The sequence below is a fragment of the Aphanizomenon sp. CS-733/32 genome (assembly GCF_028330045.1).
Classification (GTDB): domain Bacteria; phylum Cyanobacteriota; class Cyanobacteriia; order Cyanobacteriales; family Nostocaceae; genus Dolichospermum; species Dolichospermum gracile.
Genome location: NZ_JAQMSE010000037.1, coordinates 1 through 19,392, shown reverse-complemented (window position 1 = coordinate 19,392; position 19,392 = coordinate 1). Strand labels below are relative to the sequence as shown.

16 protein-coding genes and 1 pseudogene are annotated in these 19,392 nt (G+C 39.0%); 8 read left to right on the top strand and 9 right to left on the bottom strand.

Annotated features, from left to right (window positions below):
* Positions 1-160 (bottom strand): DUF29 family protein (locus PN471_RS03565; protein ID WP_271775689.1); only part of this gene is annotated, 160 nt, incomplete at its 3' end.
* 1,037 nt (positions 161-1,197) lie between these two features.
* On the opposite strand from PN471_RS03565, the gene ctpB reads away from it, so the two are divergent.
* Positions 1,198-2,532, top strand: a complete 1,335-nt coding sequence (ctpB, locus tag PN471_RS03560) for a carboxyl-terminal processing protease CtpB (RefSeq protein WP_271775687.1) — start codon at positions 1,198-1,200, stop codon at positions 2,530-2,532.
* A gap of 67 nt (positions 2,533-2,599) precedes the next feature.
* Here the strand turns inward: ctpB and PN471_RS03555 are convergent, their stop codons facing one another.
* The 3 genes from PN471_RS03555 to PN471_RS03545 all read right to left on the bottom strand — a co-directional run bounded on the left by PN471_RS03555 (position 2,600) and on the right by PN471_RS03545 (position 5,464).
* On the bottom strand, positions 2,600-3,466 hold the full coding sequence (locus tag PN471_RS03555) for a hypothetical protein (protein ID WP_271775686.1): 867 nt from the start codon (positions 3,464-3,466) through the stop codon (positions 2,600-2,602).
* A 47-nt stretch (positions 3,467-3,513) separates the two neighbouring features.
* On the bottom strand, positions 3,514-4,098 hold the full coding sequence (locus tag PN471_RS03550) for a DUF1517 domain-containing protein (protein ID WP_271775685.1): 585 nt from the start codon (positions 4,096-4,098) through the stop codon (positions 3,514-3,516).
* A gap of 82 nt (positions 4,099-4,180) precedes the next feature.
* A complete protein-coding gene (locus PN471_RS03545) occupies positions 4,181-5,464 on the bottom strand; it encodes a pentapeptide repeat-containing protein (RefSeq protein ID WP_271775684.1) in 1,284 nt (427 codons plus the stop codon).
* An 86-nt stretch (positions 5,465-5,550) separates the two neighbouring features.
* Between PN471_RS03545 and PN471_RS03540 the strand changes: the two genes are divergently transcribed.
* Entirely contained in the window at positions 5,551-6,408 is an 858-nt protein-coding gene (locus tag PN471_RS03540; protein WP_271775688.1) for a prephenate/arogenate dehydrogenase, read from the top strand.
* Positions 6,409-6,485: 77 nt separating this feature from the next.
* Here PN471_RS03540 and ychF read toward each other — a convergent pair whose 3' ends face one another.
* Complete coding sequence (ychF, locus tag PN471_RS03535) at positions 6,486-7,577, bottom strand: redox-regulated ATPase YchF (protein WP_193898835.1); 1,092 nt, start codon at positions 7,575-7,577, stop codon at positions 6,486-6,488.
* A gap of 342 nt (positions 7,578-7,919) precedes the next feature.
* Here ychF and thrC point away from each other — a divergent pair, with 342 nt between their 5' ends.
* From thrC to PN471_RS03505, 6 genes are all read left to right on the top strand, one after another.
* Entirely contained in the window at positions 7,920-9,224 is a 1,305-nt protein-coding gene (gene thrC, locus PN471_RS03530; RefSeq protein WP_271775683.1) for a threonine synthase, read from the top strand.
* Between the two features lie 173 nt (positions 9,225-9,397).
* On the top strand, positions 9,398-9,673 hold the full coding sequence (locus PN471_RS03525; RefSeq protein WP_193898831.1) for a MoaD/ThiS family protein: 276 nt from the start codon (positions 9,398-9,400) through the stop codon (positions 9,671-9,673).
* A gap of 232 nt (positions 9,674-9,905) precedes the next feature.
* Positions 9,906-10,391 (top strand): DUF2996 domain-containing protein, encoded by a 486-nt coding sequence (locus PN471_RS03520; RefSeq protein WP_193898829.1) that lies wholly within the window; start codon positions 9,906-9,908, stop codon positions 10,389-10,391.
* A 122-nt stretch (positions 10,392-10,513) separates the two neighbouring features.
* Positions 10,514-13,705 (top strand): DEAD/DEAH box helicase, encoded by a 3,192-nt coding sequence (locus PN471_RS03515; protein ID WP_271775682.1) that lies wholly within the window; start codon positions 10,514-10,516, stop codon positions 13,703-13,705.
* A 6-nt stretch (positions 13,706-13,711) separates the two neighbouring features.
* Positions 13,712-14,638 (top strand): DUF4351 domain-containing protein, encoded by a 927-nt coding sequence (locus PN471_RS03510; RefSeq protein WP_271775681.1) that lies wholly within the window; start codon positions 13,712-13,714, stop codon positions 14,636-14,638.
* 3 nt (positions 14,639-14,641) lie between these two features.
* The gene (locus PN471_RS03505; protein ID WP_271775680.1) at positions 14,642-15,475 is read left to right on the top strand and encodes an SWIM zinc finger family protein; all 834 of its coding nucleotides are present in this window, start codon (positions 14,642-14,644) and stop codon (positions 15,473-15,475) included.
* 12 nt (positions 15,476-15,487) lie between these two features.
* On the opposite strand, the gene PN471_RS03500 is transcribed toward PN471_RS03505, so the two are convergent.
* The 4 genes and pseudogenes from PN471_RS03500 to PN471_RS03485 form a co-directional block, all read right to left on the bottom strand.
* Positions 15,488-16,114: a Uma2 family endonuclease gene (locus tag PN471_RS03500; RefSeq protein WP_271775679.1), complete on the bottom strand. Its 627-nt coding sequence runs from the start codon at positions 16,112-16,114 to the stop codon at positions 15,488-15,490.
* A gap of 136 nt (positions 16,115-16,250) precedes the next feature.
* The gene (locus PN471_RS03495; protein WP_271775678.1) at positions 16,251-17,210 is read right to left on the bottom strand and encodes a hypothetical protein; all 960 of its coding nucleotides are present in this window, start codon (positions 17,208-17,210) and stop codon (positions 16,251-16,253) included.
* 248 nt (positions 17,211-17,458) lie between these two features.
* Positions 17,459-18,841 carry a photosystem II reaction center protein CP43 gene (psbC, locus tag PN471_RS03490; RefSeq protein WP_193898819.1) on the bottom strand — a complete coding sequence of 461 codons (1,383 nt, stop codon included), beginning with the start codon at positions 18,839-18,841 and terminating at the stop codon, positions 17,459-17,461.
* A pseudogene (locus PN471_RS03485) lies at positions 18,825-19,392 on the bottom strand (photosystem II D2 protein (photosystem q(a) protein)); the annotation flags it as partial. The pseudogene PN471_RS03485 and the gene psbC, both read right to left, overlap by 17 nt.

Below are 19,392 nucleotides of genomic sequence, written 5' to 3'. Positions count from 1 at the left end.
GCTTTTCACTTCTACCCATAGTTTCCAATTCTTCTAATAAATTCTCTAAATCAACAGCAGAAAATTCTCCTGTACGCAGTTGGTTAATGGTTGTTCTGATCCACAGGTAATAATCTTGATCGTATAAGGTTTGGGTTGTTGATTGTGTTGATGTAACCATATACTGGTGAGGATTTTGCTATTTCTTTTATTTTAACTTGGTTTTGATGGATTGTCAGAATCAGGATATCTGGTTACTGAGCAAAGTCGAAGTACAGGATTCTCAAGATGTTGATTATGATTTTCGGGACTTGATTATTCATTTTTGATTGAACCTACACAATTTACCTTAAATCCAGCAATTCTCATTTTAAAGTTTCATCGCTCAAAAGTCAGAACCACGGATTATACGGATTAAAAGATGGCGCGGATTAGGTTGTTTGCCATGATAAAAGTTACTAAAATCCGTGAAATCAGTGCCATCCGTCTAAATCCGTGATCCTGACAAAATGAAAAATGTGTGCTATACTGAATTCAGACACCAAAACCCGCTTTTTGTAAAAAAAATATTTTGTGAAGCTGGATTGAGGGCGATCGCCTATGATAGAAAGTATATAAATCACAAGTTAGGTTAAAATCAACAAACTTTACCTAAAATATACTATGCTGAAATGTTCATGCACATCATCGTGAATTTGTACAGCGCGCAAGTCCTAACGCCATATTATTTTTGACTTTTGACTTTTGACTTCCGCCTTGGGGTACTAGCATTATATTGGTAAACCCAGCCAAAAAATCAGGAGCAGATTTAACTCTCAGAATAATTTTTGTAACAATTGCTACAATTTTTTAAATTGCCCTGGAAATGAATTGAATTAAGTTGATAGTATATTCATCAAGCATGAATAATTAATAAAACTTTAACTATCTATATGATGCAAATCACAGCTACTCAGCCAAGAAAGTGCTATGGTAAAGGAAATAATTGGGCATTTACAAATGACAATTACCTAAGGGTGTAACACCTAGGTCACTATGTAAAAAAAACTGATCAACCCTAACCGTATTTGTTAACCGACAAATAAAATATCTAACTCACCATTAACAAAAAGCCAAAAGGTAGATGAAGTATCAAAGTTATTAGGATAAAAAACTAGCGAGCATCAGAAAATTCTGATTGATAAACTGTCAAAAACACAACTATTTCAGCTAATATACATGAACCAATCTGCGAAACGTTACTCACCGCTCCAAGCTGCCCTGATTGGTGGAGCGATCGCCACAACTGCTACTATATCTGTATTTGGTCAAGCTTGGACACGCTGCGTTCATGCTGCTTTACAAGATAGTCCGAAAGCATTAGTTGACCAAGTTTGGCAGTTGGTGAATCGTGAATATGTTGATGGAAAATTTAACCAACAAGATTGGCAAGCAGTCCGGCAAAGTCTATTAAGTAAAGACTATACTTCTAAAGACGAGGCTTATGTAGCAATCCGCGAGGCTTTACAAAAGCTAGGTGATCCCTACACCCGGTTTATGGACCCCAAACAATATGAATCCCTGACAAACCAAACATCTGGGGAAGTGTCCGGGATTGGGATTCGGATGCAAATCAACGAAAAAACCAAACGCCTCACAGTTATAGAAGCAATAGAAAACTCTCCAGCCCTCAAAGCTGGACTGAAATCAGGCGATGAAATTTTGGCAATAAATGGCAAATCTACCCTAAAAATGACAGTGGAAGATGCCTCAAAATTGATTCGTGGTCAAATAGGTACTTCTGTCAGCTTAGATATAGAAAGACCGAATAACAAATTTAATATTAAATTGACAAGGGCAACTATAGAAGTTCCCACAGTCCGGTATACCCTCAAACAAGAATCTGGTCGCCGAGTAGGGTATATTCGGTTACAGGAATTTAGTTCCCATGCAGCGGATCAAATGCAGGTAGCTATTCGCACTTTAAAAGCCCAAAAAGTTGATTCCTACGTTTTAGACTTGCGAGGTAATCCTGGTGGTTTGTTAAATGCGAGTATAGAAATTGCCAGAATGTGGCTAGATGACGGTCATATCGTCAAAACTGTAGACCGCAAAGGATCAAGCTCTCAAACAAAAGCCAATCAGACAGCTATTACCAAACTACCTTTAGCCGTTTTAGTGGATGGTAATTCCGCTAGTGCTAGTGAAATCCTCACCGGTGCCCTCAAAGATAATAAACGGGCTGTAGTTGTTGGTAGTCAAACCTTTGGTAAGGCTTTGGTGCAGTCAGTCCATGAACTAGGCGATGGTTCAGGTTTAGCTGTGACTATTGCCCATTACTATACACCCAATGGTACAGATATCAATCATAAAGGGATTGCCCCCGATATCAAGCTAGACCTGACCCAAACCCAAGAGCGCCAATTAGCTTCTAATCCGAATTTAATCGGTACAAATAGCGATCCCCAATATGCCCGTGCTGTTGCTGTGCTTTCTAGTGGCAAAGTAGCACAATCAGTGACAAATGAAGATCCTCAGTCCATTAGTGTCAATGCGAAAGACTTGAAGTTTTAGCATTCATTGTAGGTTGGGTTGAAGCATGAAACCCAACCTAAGAATCAAGAGTTAATGAATAAATTGCCTATCTTCTTCTGCTACCGAAACCGGAAGAACGACGACTGGAAGAACGTCCACCACTACCAAAACTACTACCAGAATTGCGTCGGGTAGAGCTAGAGTTACCAGAAGGACGAAGGGTACTACCACCAAAACCAGAACCAGAAGCTCGTCCAGTTGTGGTACTGCGGTTCGCGCTTCCTGAAGAGGAATTTCTGATGTTTCCTGTGGTGCGGAAAGCCGTGCGATTTCTCACCGCTGCGGGTGGTTCATTGTAGCGAGAACGGTAACTAGAAACAGCCGAGTCATAGTTAGAACCATAGCCACCATAACCATTCATGATTCCACCGGGCTGATACACGGGGGGAACATAATATTGAGGTCTAAATAACATACTACCAATAGCTTGACCCGCAACATTACCAACTAAAGCTCCGGCAAAAGGGGCCCAAAAACTACTTTGCTGACGGACAATTACAGTTTCCGGTTGTCCGGTTTGGGGATTGTTTCTGGTTTCAGTGACATTATGGACGTACTCAAGTTTGAAGTCTTCAGTCATGTATAGAACTGGCTGACCATTTTCTACTTTTAAGTAAGTTTTCTTACCTGCTTTGATTTCATCATCAGTCAATCGTGCCATTTGCAGCTTTTCTGTGGCAAAGCTGGGGGGATTGTTATTGAGTAAAAACAAGGTATACTCACCATTGGCATCGTTGTATGTACCCTGTTGTACTTCATACTGACCATCATTTAACTTGGTGGGAGTAGCGGTTTGGCTAATGTTCTTACTTGAAGAATTAGCGTCGTTTCCTCCTCCGCAAGCAACAGTTGTTAAGCACAAAGTCAAGGCTAAACAAACAACTGTAAATTTACGTAGTATACTGATAACCATTGTGTTCATGTTTGTTTTCGGGTACTTATTACAGACTAACGAATCATTTACAGGGGAATCAATTCTGGATAATATTCCAATAATTGGTCGCTGGAAAGTTCATCGCCTAATTGGGCTGGGGAAAAATGTACTTGGATAGCGCGGAGTTTATGTTTGTAGTGTAGATTAATTAGGGCTTTAAAGGCATCTTTCAAAGCTTGGATGTTGGACAAATCGGTTTCTAACTCTGGAACTTCCCCTCTATAAGCGACTGTAATCATGACAACGATGTTACGAGTGACAGGAATGGATAAGGGCTGATTTGAGGAATTTAAATCCAGATTAGCTCCATATCTTTCGGCTGAGTCTGTGAATAATTCATTGATATAATCTCCTGCTTCCCCTTCATCCCAAAAGACATCACCTTCATTGGCAGAAGCCAACCAATATTCGTCAAGTCTAAGAAAAGTTTCGCAGATTTCCACCAATCCTTCCCCTAAAATCTCCATCTCACCTTCAGAATCAATCGCCGCTCTGGCGGCGCGATTGAGAGTGCCTAAGATTGGTGCTACGTCACCTCCCGCTAAATGCAAAAACAACCGACAGACAACATAGCGAGTTCTGCCTATCATTCGATTAAAAGTATCACGCATTTTTTTCCTGTGGTTTTAGTAGATTAGTTCAAAATTCTGAATTACCTCTATATCCTACCCACTAACAACGAACAACTAACAATTAACCAATACAGTAAAATTCTTTGATAAAATCTGCAATTACGGAAAAGTCAGGTATGGTGTATGCTGGCTTATCGGATATCTCTTCATTGTTGCTAAATTTTTTCCCAAATTGAGGATGATCGTAAACTGTCAGATTTTTAGAGTGAGAATTTGTTAATACTGTTCTGGTAGGTGCTTTGAAAAAACTTAGTTTTTGGGCTGCTTCTAAATTTTTGTTGGTTTCTTCAATTATCTTGGCTTTTCTCATCGCTTTCGATAAAAAGATGATTAGTTGTTTGACTATTTTGATGGACTTAAGATCCTGCTGTTGGATAATTTGCAGGCTGGGGGGAGTAAGATTAAAAAATTCTTTGGCTTTTTCTGGGGTAAAATTCTGAATGATTGAGCGATCGCCATTGCTGGAAAGATCAACCCATTGGCAAATAATCCCTTCTATTTTTAATCCGAATCGGTGTGTGCCATGCAGTTTAGCCCCGGTTAATGTTGCTCCAGATAAATCTGCACCATTCCATTCGACTTTAATTAATTTTGCTTGGGTTAAATTGGCATGAACAAAACTCGTATTGGTCAAATTAGCATTGGTCAAATCTGCTCCGGTTAAATTAGCACCGCTAAGTTTGGCTTCGCTTAAATCCGCGAAACTAAGATTAGCCCCTCGTAAATCCACCCAACGCAGATTAGCTCCTCGCAAGTCAGCACCAGTTAGGTTGGCTAAGGATAGGTTAGCTTGTCTCAGTTCGGTGTTTTGTAGGTTAGCTCCGGTGAGGTCACAAGCGCCTAATTCTGTACCCTGTAGATTAGCCATTTCCAAGTTAGCTTCTCTGAGAAAACATCCTCTGAGGTTGGCTTCACTCAGGTTAGCATGACGGAGATTAACTTGTCTGAGTGTGGCTTCTCGTAAATCAGCACCGCTCAGATTAGCATCTAAGAGATTAGCACGAGTTAAATCAGCACGAACTAACTCACCACGAACTAGGGAAGCTCCACAAAGTTGAGCGCGGCTCAAATCTGCCCGCACTAAATTGGCAACATTGAGACTGCATCCGTTAAGAATTGCATCTGTAAGATTTGCACCACTCAATCGAGCTACATTCATTTGAGCATTAGTTAAATTAGCTTTACTGAGATTAATTCCACTCAAATTGGCTACGTTCAAGTTAGACTTACTCAGGTTAATGCCACTAAGATTAATGCTACTAAAATTTGATTCTGCCAGATTAAGACCACTAAAGTCTAAAACCCCTTCTGAATATTTGGCGATTAGTTCTGCTTCTAAATTCATGAATCTACCCTGGTATTGCCAACTTTAGGAGTTGGAGTTGGTAAAGTATCGAGAGAATAAGTAAAAATTAAATTTTCAAAATGACGATGAAAATTGGTATTGCAGGACTGGGACTCATTGGTGGTTGTTTAGGTTTCGATTTACGATCGCAAGGACATTATATTTTAGGTGTCAGCCGTCGTGAATCAACCTGTGAGAAAGCAATTAAACTTGGTAGTGTTGATCAAGCCTCGGTGGACTTGAGCTTGTTGGCATCAGCAGAGGTTGTATTTATTTGTACCCCTATAGGACTGATAGTCCCCCAAGTGAAAGAATTAATAACTCATTTACCAAAGACTACTATTATCACTGATGTTGGTTCAGTTAAAACACCCATAGTGGAAACGATTTCTCCTTTATGGGAAAATTTTGTTGGTGGTCATCCCATGGCGGGAAAAACTGATGTCGGAATAGAAGCAGCACAGCGAAATTTGTTTGTCAATCGGCCTTATGTATTAACGCCAGTGGAGACAACACCCAGTGATGCTGTGATAATTGTAGAAGAAATTGTGCGATCGCTCGGTTCGGTTATCTACCATTGTCAACCAGAACAACATGATCGGGCTGTGAGTTGGATTTCTCATTTACCTGTAATGGTGAGTGCCTCCTTGATTGCAGCTTGTTTAAGTGAGAAAGATCCAGAAATTGCTACATTAGCCCAAAATTTTGCTAGTTCAGGGTTTCGAGATACAAGTAGGGTTGGGGGAGGAAATCCCGAATTAGGAGTCATGATGGCCCAATATAATCGCCAAGCATTATTACATTCTCTTCATCAATACCGCGAAAATTTGTCTGAGTTTATTCATATAATTGAGCAGGAAAAATGGGAATTGTTAGAGGAAAAGTTTAAATTCAATCAGCAAGCGCGTCCTGATTTTGTTGGAGTCAGGAATCAGGAGGAATGATCCAGAACTTGAGAAAGTGCTTGATTTGAAATATAAATGAGGGCGCAAGCCCTGCGCCCCTACGGCTTTATTGCGATTTATACATTAAATCGGAATAATAGTACATCACCTTCTTGGACAATATATTCTTTTCCTTCACTTCTGACTAAGCCTTTTTCTTTGGCTGCACTCATGGAACCATGAGTTACTAAATCATGATAAGCTACAGTTTCTGCCCGAATAAATCCCCGTTCAAAATCAGAGTGAATGACTCCTGCCGCTTGAGGTGCAGACATCCCGGCATTGATTGTCCAAGCACGGGTTTCTTTCGGTCCACAGGTGAAATAAGTCCGTAATCCTAAAAGGGTGTAAGTTGCCCGAATTAAGGATTTTAAGCCACCTTCTTTCACACCTAAAGATTCCAAAAAGTCAGCTTTATCGGCTTCTGCTAATTCGACTAATTCCGCTTCTACTTGGGCAGAAACTATGACAACTTGGGCATTTTCAACCGCCGCAACTGCTCGCACTTTTTCGACAAAATCATTACCTGTAGCTAAATCTTCTTCAGAAACATTAGCAGCGTAAATAATGGGTTTATTGGTAAGTAATCCTAATCCTTTAATAATTTCCGATTCTTCGGCATTTAAACCAACTTGACGAACAGATTTACCCTCATTTAAAGCGACAGCTAATTTTTCCAGAATTTCTATCTCCGATTGTGCATCCTTGCTGGTACGGGCAAGTTTACGAGTTCTTTCAATCCGTTTTTCAATTTGGAATAAGTCCGATAAACCAAGTTCTAAATTAATGATTTCAATATCTCGTGCTGGGTCAACAGAACCAGCTACGTGAATGATATCATCATTTTCAAAACAACGCACAACATGAACGATCGCATCAACTTCCCGAATGTGGGATAAAAATTGATTACCCAGTCCTTCTCCTTGACTTGCACCTTTAACTAAACCGGCAATGTCAACAAATTCAACACGGGCAGGTATAGTTTGCACTGAGGTGGCAATTTTGGCGAGAACGTCTAACCGGTCATCGGGGACTGAGACCATACCAACATTCGGTTCAATGGTGCAAAATGGGAAGTTAGCGGCTTCAGCTTTAGCGTTAGCGACTACAGCGTTAAATAGGGTTGATTTTCCGACGTTGGGAAGTCCGACAATTCCGGCTCTTAGCATTGCAAATTTTAGATTTTGGTTTCAAGTATAAGGATAATTCAAACAGGAGGATGGTTGGAGTTAATTCACAAAAAGACTTTCATCCCTCCTACATTTGGCAGGTATGTTGGGAATTATCCACAATAGCAGGTGACAGGGAACAGGGAACAGGTGACAGTGCGAGAAGCCTCTTTATGGATTAGTTGATGTCCTAACCGCCTTGTCTATGGCTATAAATATGCAAAATTGCCTGAGTCCTTGTTTTTATTAAACCCGACAAAAATAGTCGGGTATGTTTGACGTGGATTTTGCCTCGTGTTAGTATCATTCCAAAGTTGACGGATACCCAGGGAAAGCAAGATTATGACTCAGGCGATTACAAACCTCAACCAAGCGAACACTTCTATTCTCAAGGCTTTGAAGTGTAAAGAGTGTGGAGCGGAATACGAACTCAAAGCTACTCATGTATGTGAGTTGTGTTTTGGACCGTTGGAAGTCAAATATGATTACAATGTTCTCAAGAGCTTAGTTAGTCGAGAAACTATTGAAGCCGGTCCTAATTCGATTTGGCGCTACCGTCACTTTTTGCCCGTTGCTACAGATAATTTTATAGATGTAGGCACAGGGATGACTCCATTGGTGCGTTCCCACCGTCTGGCTCGTCGCCTGGGTTTAAATAAACTTTATATTAAAAATGATGCCGTGAATATGCCCACCCTGAGCTTTAAGGATCGGGTGGTGTCAGTGGCACTAAGTAGAGCCAGAGAATTAGGTTTTACGACTGTTTCTTGTGCTAGTACAGGTAATTTAGCAAATTCTACCGCGGCGATCGCTGCTCATGCCGGTTTAGATTGCTGTGTATTTATTCCTTCTGACTTAGAGGCTGGTAAAGTTATCGGCAGTTTGATTTATAGTCCAACTCTGATGGCTGTGAAAGGCAACTATGATCAAGTTAATCGTCTTTGTTCGGAGGTCGCCAATACACACGGTTGGGGCTTTGTCAATATTAACTTGCGTCCCTACTATTCCGAAGGTTCTAAGACATTAGGTTTTGAAGTTGCAGAACAACTAGGTTGGGAATTACCAGATCATATTGTTGCACCTTTGGCTTCTGGTTCTCTGTTCACCAAAATCTATAAAGGTTTCCAAGAATTTGTAGAAGTTGGTTTAGTAGAAGCTAAAGATGTCCGTTTCAGTGGTGCTCAAGCAGAAGGTTGTTCCCCCATTGCCACAGCCTTTAAAGAAGGTAGAGACTTCATTCAACCAGTTAAACCTAACACAATTGCTAAATCAATTGCGATCGGCAACCCTGCAGACGGTGTATATGCTGTAGAAATCGCTCAAAAAACCAATGGTAATATTGAATCAGTTAATGATGCCGAAATTATCGAAGGTATTAAACTCTTAGCAGAAACCGAAGGCATTTTTACCGAAACCGCAGGTGGTACAACCGTTGCTGTTCTCAAAAAATTAGTTGAAGCTGGTAAAATTGATCCAGATGAAACTACAGTTGTTTATATCACTGGTAATGGTTTGAAAACCCAGGAAGCAATTCAAGGCTATATTGGCGAACCTTTGACAATTGATGCCAAACTAGATAGTTTTGAACGGGCTTTAGAAAGATCCCGCACCCTTGATCGTTTAGAATGGCAACAGGTTCTAGTTTAGAAGTTATGGCGGTTAGAAACCGCAGCTACACAAACAAAGTCCGCCTACGCGGACTAAAAAAATGAAGAGTTTGAAACCCACGCAGGTGGGTTTTGCCTATGTAGACGCGGTTTCTAACCGCCAATTTAACGCAATCCCTACCAACCCACTCACTAAAAATTAACGTTTAAACAATGGCTGTCAAAGTTTTAGTTCCCACTGTTCTACAAAAGTATACAGAAGATCAAGCTGTCTTAGAATGTAGTGGTAGTAATATTTCTGAATTGTTTGATTACTTAGAAGCAAACTATCCTGCTATTAAGGGGCGTTTACGGAAGCCAGACGGAGAGCCTTTACGGTTCTTAAATTTCTATGTTAACAGTGAAGATATTCGATTTTTACAAAATACGGAAACACCACTTGAGGATAAAGATGAAGTGAGTATTGTTCCCGCTGTTGCAGGTGGTTGAAATATTTATTGGGGTTTAGGGTATGGGGTTTTGAAAGTCCCAAATTACCCATTACCCAATCTTATGGTTCTTTTAAGGAAAATGCTATTTGTAAGCGATCGTCAATTACCATAGCATTAACCATTACCAATCTAAAATAGATAGAAAGTATCAAATAATCGTTATATATAAATAGTTGTGGCTATGCTCTGGTATGTCAAAATGGAAATAACTGACTACCCCAAAATGAGCAATGGCAGAAGAAACTAATCAAAATCAAGCGGGTGATGTGGGTTCTAATCCTGCTACAACCGCCCCAGAAAAGCCCGCCGCAGACGCAAAAGCCGCCAAAAAGGAAAAGCCCCCGGCGTTGGAAGATAAGCCTTTTGAAGAGTTTATGCAGCAACATTACCTACCAGCGTTACAAGAGGCAATTACTAAAGAAGGTGTACCAGATGTGAAGCTGACTTTTGCCAAGCAGAAGTATTCTATTATTGGTTTTAATTCAGCAGAAGAATGTTGGCAAGTTATCGGTTCTTGGCAAGGGGGACAGCGCCAGTTTAACGTATATTTCCCTGAAGCCAATATTCAAGGTAAAAAGGGATTTTCCTGTAATGAAGGTAAAAAACCAAGTACCTTGGAATCATTTTTAATTGATGAGCGTAAAATTACCCTAGATTTATTGGTATCTCGGTTAGTGTATCGCTTGAATGGACAGAAATGGCTAGGTAGAAATTAGTCAATGGAATAATAAGTCACGACTCCAGAAATGGGGTCGTTATTTTCTGTCATAGTCAAGATATCCGGGATTTAAGGGTTTACATGACATAACAATTGAAACAATAATTAGTATATTCAAACATGGCAATTTTACATGGAATTTGGGTAATAAATAATCAAAGTAGTTATTTCTTTATTTGGGGAGAAACTTGGCGTTCTTCACAGGTGCATACTGAAGTATCTTCTGAAATTCCTTCCTATCCATTGGCTATGACATCAGTGGAATTAAATGAATGGTTAGAAGTATCTAATTTATCAATTCCTAATTTAATTCAGCCTTCTCCTACTACTAAACAAAGAATTAAAAATAAACCACCGACAGAAACAAAATTACCTACTCATTCGCAAATCGTCTCTTTACCAACTTATTTTATAAAAAATAAAAAATCAGAACTTACAACAATTTTACCAGTTCATTCTGTTAGTGTGGATATAGATTCTCCCTTTTTACAATATTTACAGCCTTGGAAAATTGATGGTTTTTGTTTAACTCCAGCATTAGCAATTAAATTTCTCACATCTTTGCCTTTGAGTGCAAATGATAGTAAAGCGGCTTTATTAGGAGCAGATATTCATTTTTGGGTACATATTTACAGATGGCATTTAGACTTAATTTCTCGTTGTAAGTTTTTACCAACTGTTGAAAAACAAGATAGCAATTTAATGGCCAAATGGCAGGTACTTTTAGATAGTGCCATAGATATTACAAGGTTAGAAAAATTCGCCTCACAAATGCCCTTATCTTGTCGCACATATCAACCAACTACCGATAATATCGCAATTGATTTACCATTAACACCCCAAGAATTAATATTATCATTCCTCAATAATATTACAGACCATCAATTGCGGTTAATGGTTGGTTCTCAATCTCCCCTTGAACCTAGAATGATGATGTCTTTACCTGTAACATTACAGCAATGGTTACAAGGATTAATTAATGCAAATAATACAATTAATCAAGCAGGAGGAGAACGTTTAGAAACTACTTTAAAAGCTTGGACGTTACCCTTACAATATCAACTTACAGGCAAAGCTTTATTTAGAACTTGTTTTCAGTTGCTACCTCCAGAAAACGAAGAAGCAAATTGGACTTTAAAATATTTTCTTCAAGCAGCCGATAACCCAGATTTTTTAATCGCCGCAGTGACAATTTGGCAGCAACCCGTAGATACATTTGTTTATCAAAATCGCACCATTGAACAACCTCAAGAAACATTCTTGCGAGGTTTAGGTTTAGCTTCTCGATTATATCCCATAATTACCCCCAGTTTAGAAACCACATCTCCCGAATTTTGTCACCTTACCCCTACAGAAGCTTATGAATTTATCAAAACTGTAACTTGGAGATTTGAAGATAGTGGTTTAGGAGTAATTTTACCTCCTAGTTTAGCCAATCGAGAAGGCTGGGCAAACCGCTTAGGGTTAAAAATTAGTGCTGAAACTCCTCAACAAAAGTCAGGACGTTTGGGTTTACAAAGTTTATTAAATTTTCAATGGCATTTAGCAATTGGTGGACAAACAATTTCTAAATCTCAGTTTGATAAACTCGTAAAATTAAATAGTCCTTTAGTCGAAATTAATGGTGAATGGGTAGAACTGCGTCCCCAAGATATTAAAACGGCCCAAACCTTTTTTGCTTCTCGCAAAGAACAAATGTCTCTTTCCTTAGAAGATGCTTTACGCATAAGTCAAGGAGATACCCAAGTCATTGAAAAATTGCCTGTTGTGAGTTTTGAAGCTTCTGGTGCGTTAGAGGCATTAATTGGGGCATTAACTAATAATCAGGAAATTCAACCTTTAACAACTCCTGGCAATTTTACCGGACAATTAAGACCTTATCAAGAAGGTGGTGTAGCTTGGTTAGCATTTTTAGAAAGATGGGGTTTGGGCGCTTGTTTAGCGGACGATATGGGATTAGGTAAGTCCGTGCAGTTTATAGTTTTTCTACTTCATCTCAAAGAAGAAAATTTACTAGAAAAACCAACTTTATTAGTTTGTCCAACTTCGGTTATGGGCAATTGGCAAAAAGAAGTAAAGAAATTTGCTCCCACTCTCAAAGTTCTAGAATATCACGGTGATAAACGTCCCAAAGGTAAAGCATTTACAGAAGCCGTTAATAAACATGATTTAGTAATTACTAGCTATTCACTCATTCACCGCGATATTAAATTATTAAAAGCAATTGAATGGCAAATAATAGTTTTAGACGAAGCCCAAAATATCAAAAATTCAGAAGCGAAACAATCCCAAGCAGTCCGGCAATTAGAAACCACATTTCGGATTGCTTTAACAGGTACACCTGTAGAAAATAGATTACAAGAATTATGGTCTATTTTAGATTTCCTAAATCCTGGTTATTTAGGGAATAAACAATTTTTCCAAAGACGGTTTGCAATGCCCATTGAAAAGTATGGTGATACTGCTTCTTTAAATCAATTACGTTCTTTAGTGCAACCTTTCATTTTACGACGATTAAAAAGTGATAAAGACATTATTCAAGACTTGCCAGACAAACAAGAAATGACAGTTTTTTGTGGATTAACTGCCGAACAAGCTACATTATATCAACAATTAGTAGATGAATCTTTAGTAGAAATTGAATCGGCAGATGGTTTACAACGTCGGGGGATGATTTTAGGGTTATTAGTTAAGTTAAAGCAAATCTGTAATCATCCTTCCCAATATTTAAAATTAGCAACTTTAGAAAAACATCATTCGGCTAAATTACAAAGACTCGAAGAAATGTTAGATGAGGTAATAGCAGAAGGAGACAGGGCTTTAATTTTCACACAATTTGCTGAATGGGGTAAATTACTCCAACCGCATTTAGAAAAACAATTAGGACGGGAAATTTTCTTTTTATATGGTAGCACCAGTAAAAAGCAAAGGGAGGAAATGATTGATAGATTTCAACATGACCCCCAAGGACCACCAATTATGATTTTATCGTTAAAAGCTGGTGGTGTCGGCTTGAATTTAACCAGGGCAAATCATGTTTTTCACTTTGATAGATGGTGGAATCCCGCAGTCGAAAATCAAGCCACAGACAGAGTATTTAGAATTGGTCAAACTCGCAATGTTCAAGTTCATAAATTTGTGTGTACTGGAACATTAGAAGAAAAAATAAATGATATGATTGAAAGTAAGAAACAACTAGCCGAACAAGTTGTAGGTGCAGGAGAAGATTGGTTAACGGAAATGGATACAGACCAACTTCGTAATTTATTAATATTAGACAGGAATGCTGTGATTGAAGAAGATGAAGGTTAAAAATATATGACAGAAAATATAGACCATGACCGCTTATTCAAAGAACTAATATCAACCTTTTTCATAGAATTTATAGAATTATTCTTTCCTCAAGTTCTTGAATATATAGACACTGAATCAATTACATTCTTAGACAAGGAAATATTTACTGATGTTACCGCAGGAGACAAATATGAAACCGACTTGATAGCCAAAGTTAAATTTTTAGGTCAACCTTCTTATTTTGTGATTCATGTTGAAGCAGAATCAGGTGCAAGAGCGAAATTCAATCAAAGAATGTTTCGTTATTTTGCCAGATTAGATGAAAAATTGGACTTACCAATCTATCCCATAGTTATATTTTCCTATGACTCCCCCAAAACCGTAGCCGTAAATAACTATCAAATCAACTTTCCTGATTTTCAAGTGCTAAAATTTAATTATCAAGTAGTGCAACTCAATCAACTCAACTGGCGAGACTTTTTAACCCGTCAAAATCCAGTTGCATCGGCTTTGATGTCAAAAATGAGCATAGCACCAGAAGATAGGCCAAAAGTCAAAGCAGAATGTTTAAGGTTATTAGTCACCTTAAAATTAAATCCAGCCAAAATGCAATTGATATCAGGTTTTATTGACACATATCTGAGATTAAATAAACTAGAAAAAGATAGATTTCAAACAGAAATAGGCACATTAATCAAAGAAGAAAAGGAGGAAGTTATGCAAATTGTCACCAGTTGGATGGAAGAAGGAATTGAACGAGGAATTGAACGAGGAATTGAACGAGAAAAAAATTTAATTCTCCGTTTAATTAATAGAAAGTTTGGACGAATTAATCTAGAATTAGAAACTGAAATTAGAAGTTTGAATATAGAAATCATTGAAACTTTGGGAGAAGCAATATTTGATTTAGATACTGTGGAAGATTTGCAAAATTGGTTAGATAATCTTTGATATATGAGTAATGAAACCTTACAAGCAAGTCGGGAATGGTGGTCACAAAGGTGGCTAGATTTACTGGATGCTTACCGATTTAAAAAGCGATTAGAACGGGCAAGAAATTATTCTCGACAAGGAAATGTTCTGAGTATTAAATTTAAGGCTGGGAAAGTATTAGCTAGAGTACAAGGTAGTGAAGTAGAACCTTATAAAGTTTCTTTATCTCTTGATGCTTTTAGTGAGGAAGAATGGGGTTATGTTGTAGAAACAATGTCTCGAAAAGCGATTTTTGCGGCTAAGTTATTAGCGGGAGAAATGCCGCAAAATATCGAAGAAGTTTTTATTAGTAATGGTTTATCATTATTTCCCTTTACTCTGACTGATGTTCACAGTAAATGTTCTTGTCCTGATAAAGCTGTTCCTTGCAAACATATCGGTGCTGTATATTATCAATTAGGCGATCGCTTTAGTGAAGATCCTTTTGTATTATTTCAACTACGTGGACGCACAAAAGAGCAAATTATTAGCGATTTACGTCAATTACGCAGCAGTAAAAATGTAAACATAATTCAAGAAACATCAGAAATTCAACCAGAGGTTTCTGAACATCAATATCCCGTTAAAATAGATGATTTTTGGCGATATAATGAACCATTAGAATCTTCTCTAGTGGTAATTTCACCTGCTGTGACTGCAACAATATTAGATGTATTAGGAACAATTCCTTTAGCAAAAGATGAGGAAAATACAACTAATTTACCTGCTGGTGAATTAGTAATGAAATATTTACAAGCAGTGTATAAAGATGTAAGTCAAAAGGCATTTTTAGCAGCGATGAATGTGGAATCATAAGTTTTTATTCTTTCAGCTTTTACTTCTTACCCATTCTCTCACTGCTTTTCTAATCGCCCGTCTACCATTTGTCCGATTTTGTACAATTATTTGTGGTAAATCCCGAATTTCTAAACTAGGAAATACTAGACTTTTCTCAGATTCCACATATTCCCCAGATTGCAAAAGATAAATTTTCAATTCACCAGAATCATAACACCAAATCTCAGGAACTCCCAAACGAGCATAAATAGGAAACCGATTTAAAGACTTATTGCTAACATCAATTTCTAAAGCTAAATCCGGAGGTGGATCTTTTTGCAAATCTAAATCTAATCTACCTCTAACTAAGGGTTCATTTTGAAAATAAAAACAATTATCAGCTTCAATTCCTGCCATTTTGCGTTCTCGCTTCCAGGTTGTTGAACCTAAACTTTCATAGTCTAAATCCAACTCTTCAGCGATATCTTTAACTGCATCACTAATTACTTCTTTATATTGTTCATGTTCTGGTAAAGGTGTCATAATTTCTAAATTTCCATCATCATAAGCCACCCTAGCAGCCCGATTTTCTCCCAAATCTTGTAGCAGATTCTCAAATTGTTGCCAACTGATGTTATAAAGCATAACTCTATCAGCGCGATGTTTGGTTATTATCATTTGTATATCTCAGCATAAAATCCAAGTTAATTTAATTATAGCAAGTGACAATTCAGATTTTTTTAGGGTGCATCAAATCTGATAAGTCTGTAATAGTAAACAGATTTTAAACAACTGACACACCCTAAATCTTTATCTAAAATTGATAAGAAACACCAATGGAAAAAACAGGATAAATACTCAACCAATCAAGATCGCTTTCTTGTTTTTTCCTTTCTGCTTCGATGTTAGTATTAATTTCTTGTTGTAAAGCAGGTGTTGCATCTGGACCAAATCCAGGTGTTAATAATACTTTTGGAGAGCCAGAAAACATTGCACCTAAATTTGCTGAAAATCCCCAATGTTTACCGGGTTTCACGGCATTACTCCAACCCAGTCCAATATATGGTGCGACACTATTTTCAAAGGAAACTTTAGCGTTCAACGATGTAAGCACAGTTGTGCTGTTATAGTCTTTGTCATTGATCCTAATGGTCACACCATTCTTGGGTTTCCCGGTTCCTTCTAAATTATTATCTTGAAACACCAACCCTCCAGTCAGACGAAAACCACCCTTTTGCCAAGGATGGTAGTCAATTAAGGTAGACACATTAAATAGGTTGAGGTTAGCTTTATAGTCAACATCAGACACAGTAACATCTCTACTTATGCCTAAGCCATTAATGCCTAATTTAGCATTGACATTAGGTGTTATGGATTTTGTGACTGTTGCACCCACACCTAATGTACTAATTTCTGGTGTGATTGCCCAACCGCTAGTTTTTGCAGAAGTTTCACTCTTTTCCCCCGTAGGTTCAGATTTAACTTCCTCTGGCTTTGTTACTGGTGTGGTGACAGGCTGATTAGTACAGCGGGAATTTAAAGGATAATTTTTACAGAACTGATCTAAATCCAGTGGTCTTTTTGCCAGTAAATCACCGGCACTTTGACTGAAAGTTCCTGGTTGAGGAGGAGTCTCACTTTTTTCAGGGGTAATTGACGTGGCAATAACTTCATTTGTAACTGCTGGCTGAGTAATTGATTCTGCAATAACTTCCTCAGCAATAACTACTTGATTAATTGATGCCCCCATTACCAAACCAGCAGTAACTGTCAATACAGACGTCCTGAACTTTAGCTTATTCATTACTTGACTCTTAGTAAAATTTACTTGTTACATTGTATATTAGCAGCAATGTTTAATTATTGTAAGTACCTGTGCAAAATTTATTTTAAATTTTTACTCTTACTTAACAAAATTAAATGTGTTAACTTACACAGAAAACTACAAAAAAAGCCCTTGCGGTGAGGCAAGGGCTATCAAAAGCATGATATTGTCAGTAATGAAATTAAGCCTAGAAAACCCTAGTCGAGGTCAGGCATAAACATTACTGGTTCTGTTTCCCGGTTAATACCCTTCTCAAAACCACCGGCAGCAGCACGGGCGCGGCCTGCGTGCCATAAGTGACCAATGAGGAAGAAGAATCCTAAAACGAAGTGTGAAGTCGCCAACCAAGCGCGAGGAGACACATAGTTAAAGGAGTTAATTTCTGTAGCCACACCACCCACAGAGTTCAAAGAACCCAAAGGCGCGTGAGTCATGTATTCAGCAGCGCGACGAGCTTGCCAAGGCTGAATATCATTCTTGATTTTTTCCAAATCAAGACCGTTAGGTCCACGAAGAGGCTCTAACCAAGGACCACGAAAATCCCAGAAGCGCATGGTTTCACCACCGAAGATGATTTCACCGGAAGGAGAACGCATCAAGTATTTACCTAGACCGGTAGGACCTTGTGCAGAACCGACGTTAGCACCCAAGCGTTGGTCACGAATCAAGAAGGTTAAAGCTTGAGCTTGAGAAGCTTCAGGACCAGTAGGACCGTAAAATTCACTGGGGTAAACGGTGTTGTTAAACCACACCATAACGCAAGCGATGAACCCCATTAAGGAGAGCGCACCTAAGCTATAGGATAGATAAGCTTCACCAGACCAAATGGAGGCACGACGTGACCAAGCAAAAGGCTTGGTGAAAATGTGCCAAATACCACCGGCAATACAAATGAAAGCAATCCAGATGTGACCGCCGATAACATCTTCCATGTTATCAACACTAATAATCCAGCCTTCACCACCGAAGGGAGCTTTGATTAGATAGCCGAAGATGATTGCGGGGTTGAGTGTGGGATTAGTAATCACACGCACATCACCACCACCTGGTGCCCATGTATCATAAACTCCACCGAAGAACATAGCCTTCAGCACCAACAACAGCGCACCACATCCCAGGATGATTAGGTGGAAGCCGATGATGTTGGTCATTTTGTTCTTGTCTTTCCAGTCATAACCAAAGAAGGCAGAATATTCTTCTAAGGTTTCAGGACCACGAACGGCATGATAAATACCGCCAAAGCCTAGAACTGCGGAGGAAATCAGGTGAAGTACACCGACAACGAAGTATGGGAATGTATCAAAAACTTCACCACCTGCACCAACGCCCCAACCCAGTGTGGCGAGGTGGGGAAGCAGAATCAAGCCTTGTTCGTACATAGGCTTTTCTGGGATGAAGTGAGAGACTTCAAACAAAGTCATTGCTCCAGCCCAGAAGACGATTAAACCAGCATGGGCAACGTGAGCGCCAAGTAGTTTACCAGACAAATTGATTAAACGGGCGTTGCCGGACCACCAAGCGAAGCCGCTTGATTCTTGGTCGCGTCCACCACTAATAACTCTATTAGAGAGCGTTACCACGTGGAAGTACCTCCTCTGGGAATACGAACTGTTCGTGGGGTTGATCTTGAGGAGCCATCCAAGCGCGGATACCCTCGTTCAGTAAAATGTTTTTGGTATAGAAAGTTTCAAACTCTGGGTCTTCTGCTGCCCGTAATTCTTGGGAAACGAAGTCATAAGCTCGCAGGTTTAATGCTAAACCAACGATACCGATAGAACTCATCCACAGGCCTGTTACAGGGACAAACAACATGAAGAAGTGTAACCAACGTTTGTTGGAGAAAGCAACACCGAAAATCTGTGACCAGAAACGGTTTGCTGTCACCATGGAGTAGGTTTCTTCAGCTTGGGTGGGGTTGAAGGCGCGGAAAGTATTTGAACCTTCACCGTCTTCAAATAGGGTGTTTTCTACTGTGGCACCGTGAATGGCACAAAGTAAGGCTCCACCTAAGATTCCCGCTACACCCATCATGTGGAAGGGGTTGAGTGTCCAGTTGTGGAAACCTTGGAGGAATAGGAGGAAACGGAAAATTGCGGCTACTCCAAAGCTAGGTGCAAAGAACCAGCTAGAT

Coding starts and splice junctions, on each gene's coding strand:
- ctpB (WP_271775687.1), top strand. CDS start 1,198: ATGAACCAATCTGCGAAACGTTACTCACCGCTCCAAGCTGCCCTGATT.
- PN471_RS03555 (WP_271775686.1), bottom strand. CDS start 3,466: ATGGTTATCAGTATACTACGTAAATTTACAGTTGTTTGTTTAGCCTTG.
- PN471_RS03550 (WP_271775685.1), bottom strand. CDS start 4,098: ATGCGTGATACTTTTAATCGAATGATAGGCAGAACTCGCTATGTTGTC.
- PN471_RS03545 (WP_271775684.1), bottom strand. CDS start 5,464: ATGAATTTAGAAGCAGAACTAATCGCCAAATATTCAGAAGGGGTTTTA.
- PN471_RS03540 (WP_271775688.1), top strand. CDS start 5,551: ATGAAAATTGGTATTGCAGGACTGGGACTCATTGGTGGTTGTTTAGGT.
- ychF (WP_193898835.1), bottom strand. CDS start 7,577: ATGCTAAGAGCCGGAATTGTCGGACTTCCCAACGTCGGAAAATCAACC.
- thrC (WP_271775683.1), top strand. CDS start 7,920: ATGACTCAGGCGATTACAAACCTCAACCAAGCGAACACTTCTATTCTC.
- PN471_RS03525 (WP_193898831.1), top strand. CDS start 9,398: ATGGCTGTCAAAGTTTTAGTTCCCACTGTTCTACAAAAGTATACAGAA.
- PN471_RS03520 (WP_193898829.1), top strand. CDS start 9,906: ATGGCAGAAGAAACTAATCAAAATCAAGCGGGTGATGTGGGTTCTAAT.
- PN471_RS03515 (WP_271775682.1), top strand. CDS start 10,514: ATGGCAATTTTACATGGAATTTGGGTAATAAATAATCAAAGTAGTTAT.
- PN471_RS03510 (WP_271775681.1), top strand. CDS start 13,712: ATGACAGAAAATATAGACCATGACCGCTTATTCAAAGAACTAATATCA.
- PN471_RS03505 (WP_271775680.1), top strand. CDS start 14,642: ATGAGTAATGAAACCTTACAAGCAAGTCGGGAATGGTGGTCACAAAGG.
- PN471_RS03500 (WP_271775679.1), bottom strand. CDS start 16,114: ATGATAATAACCAAACATCGCGCTGATAGAGTTATGCTTTATAACATC.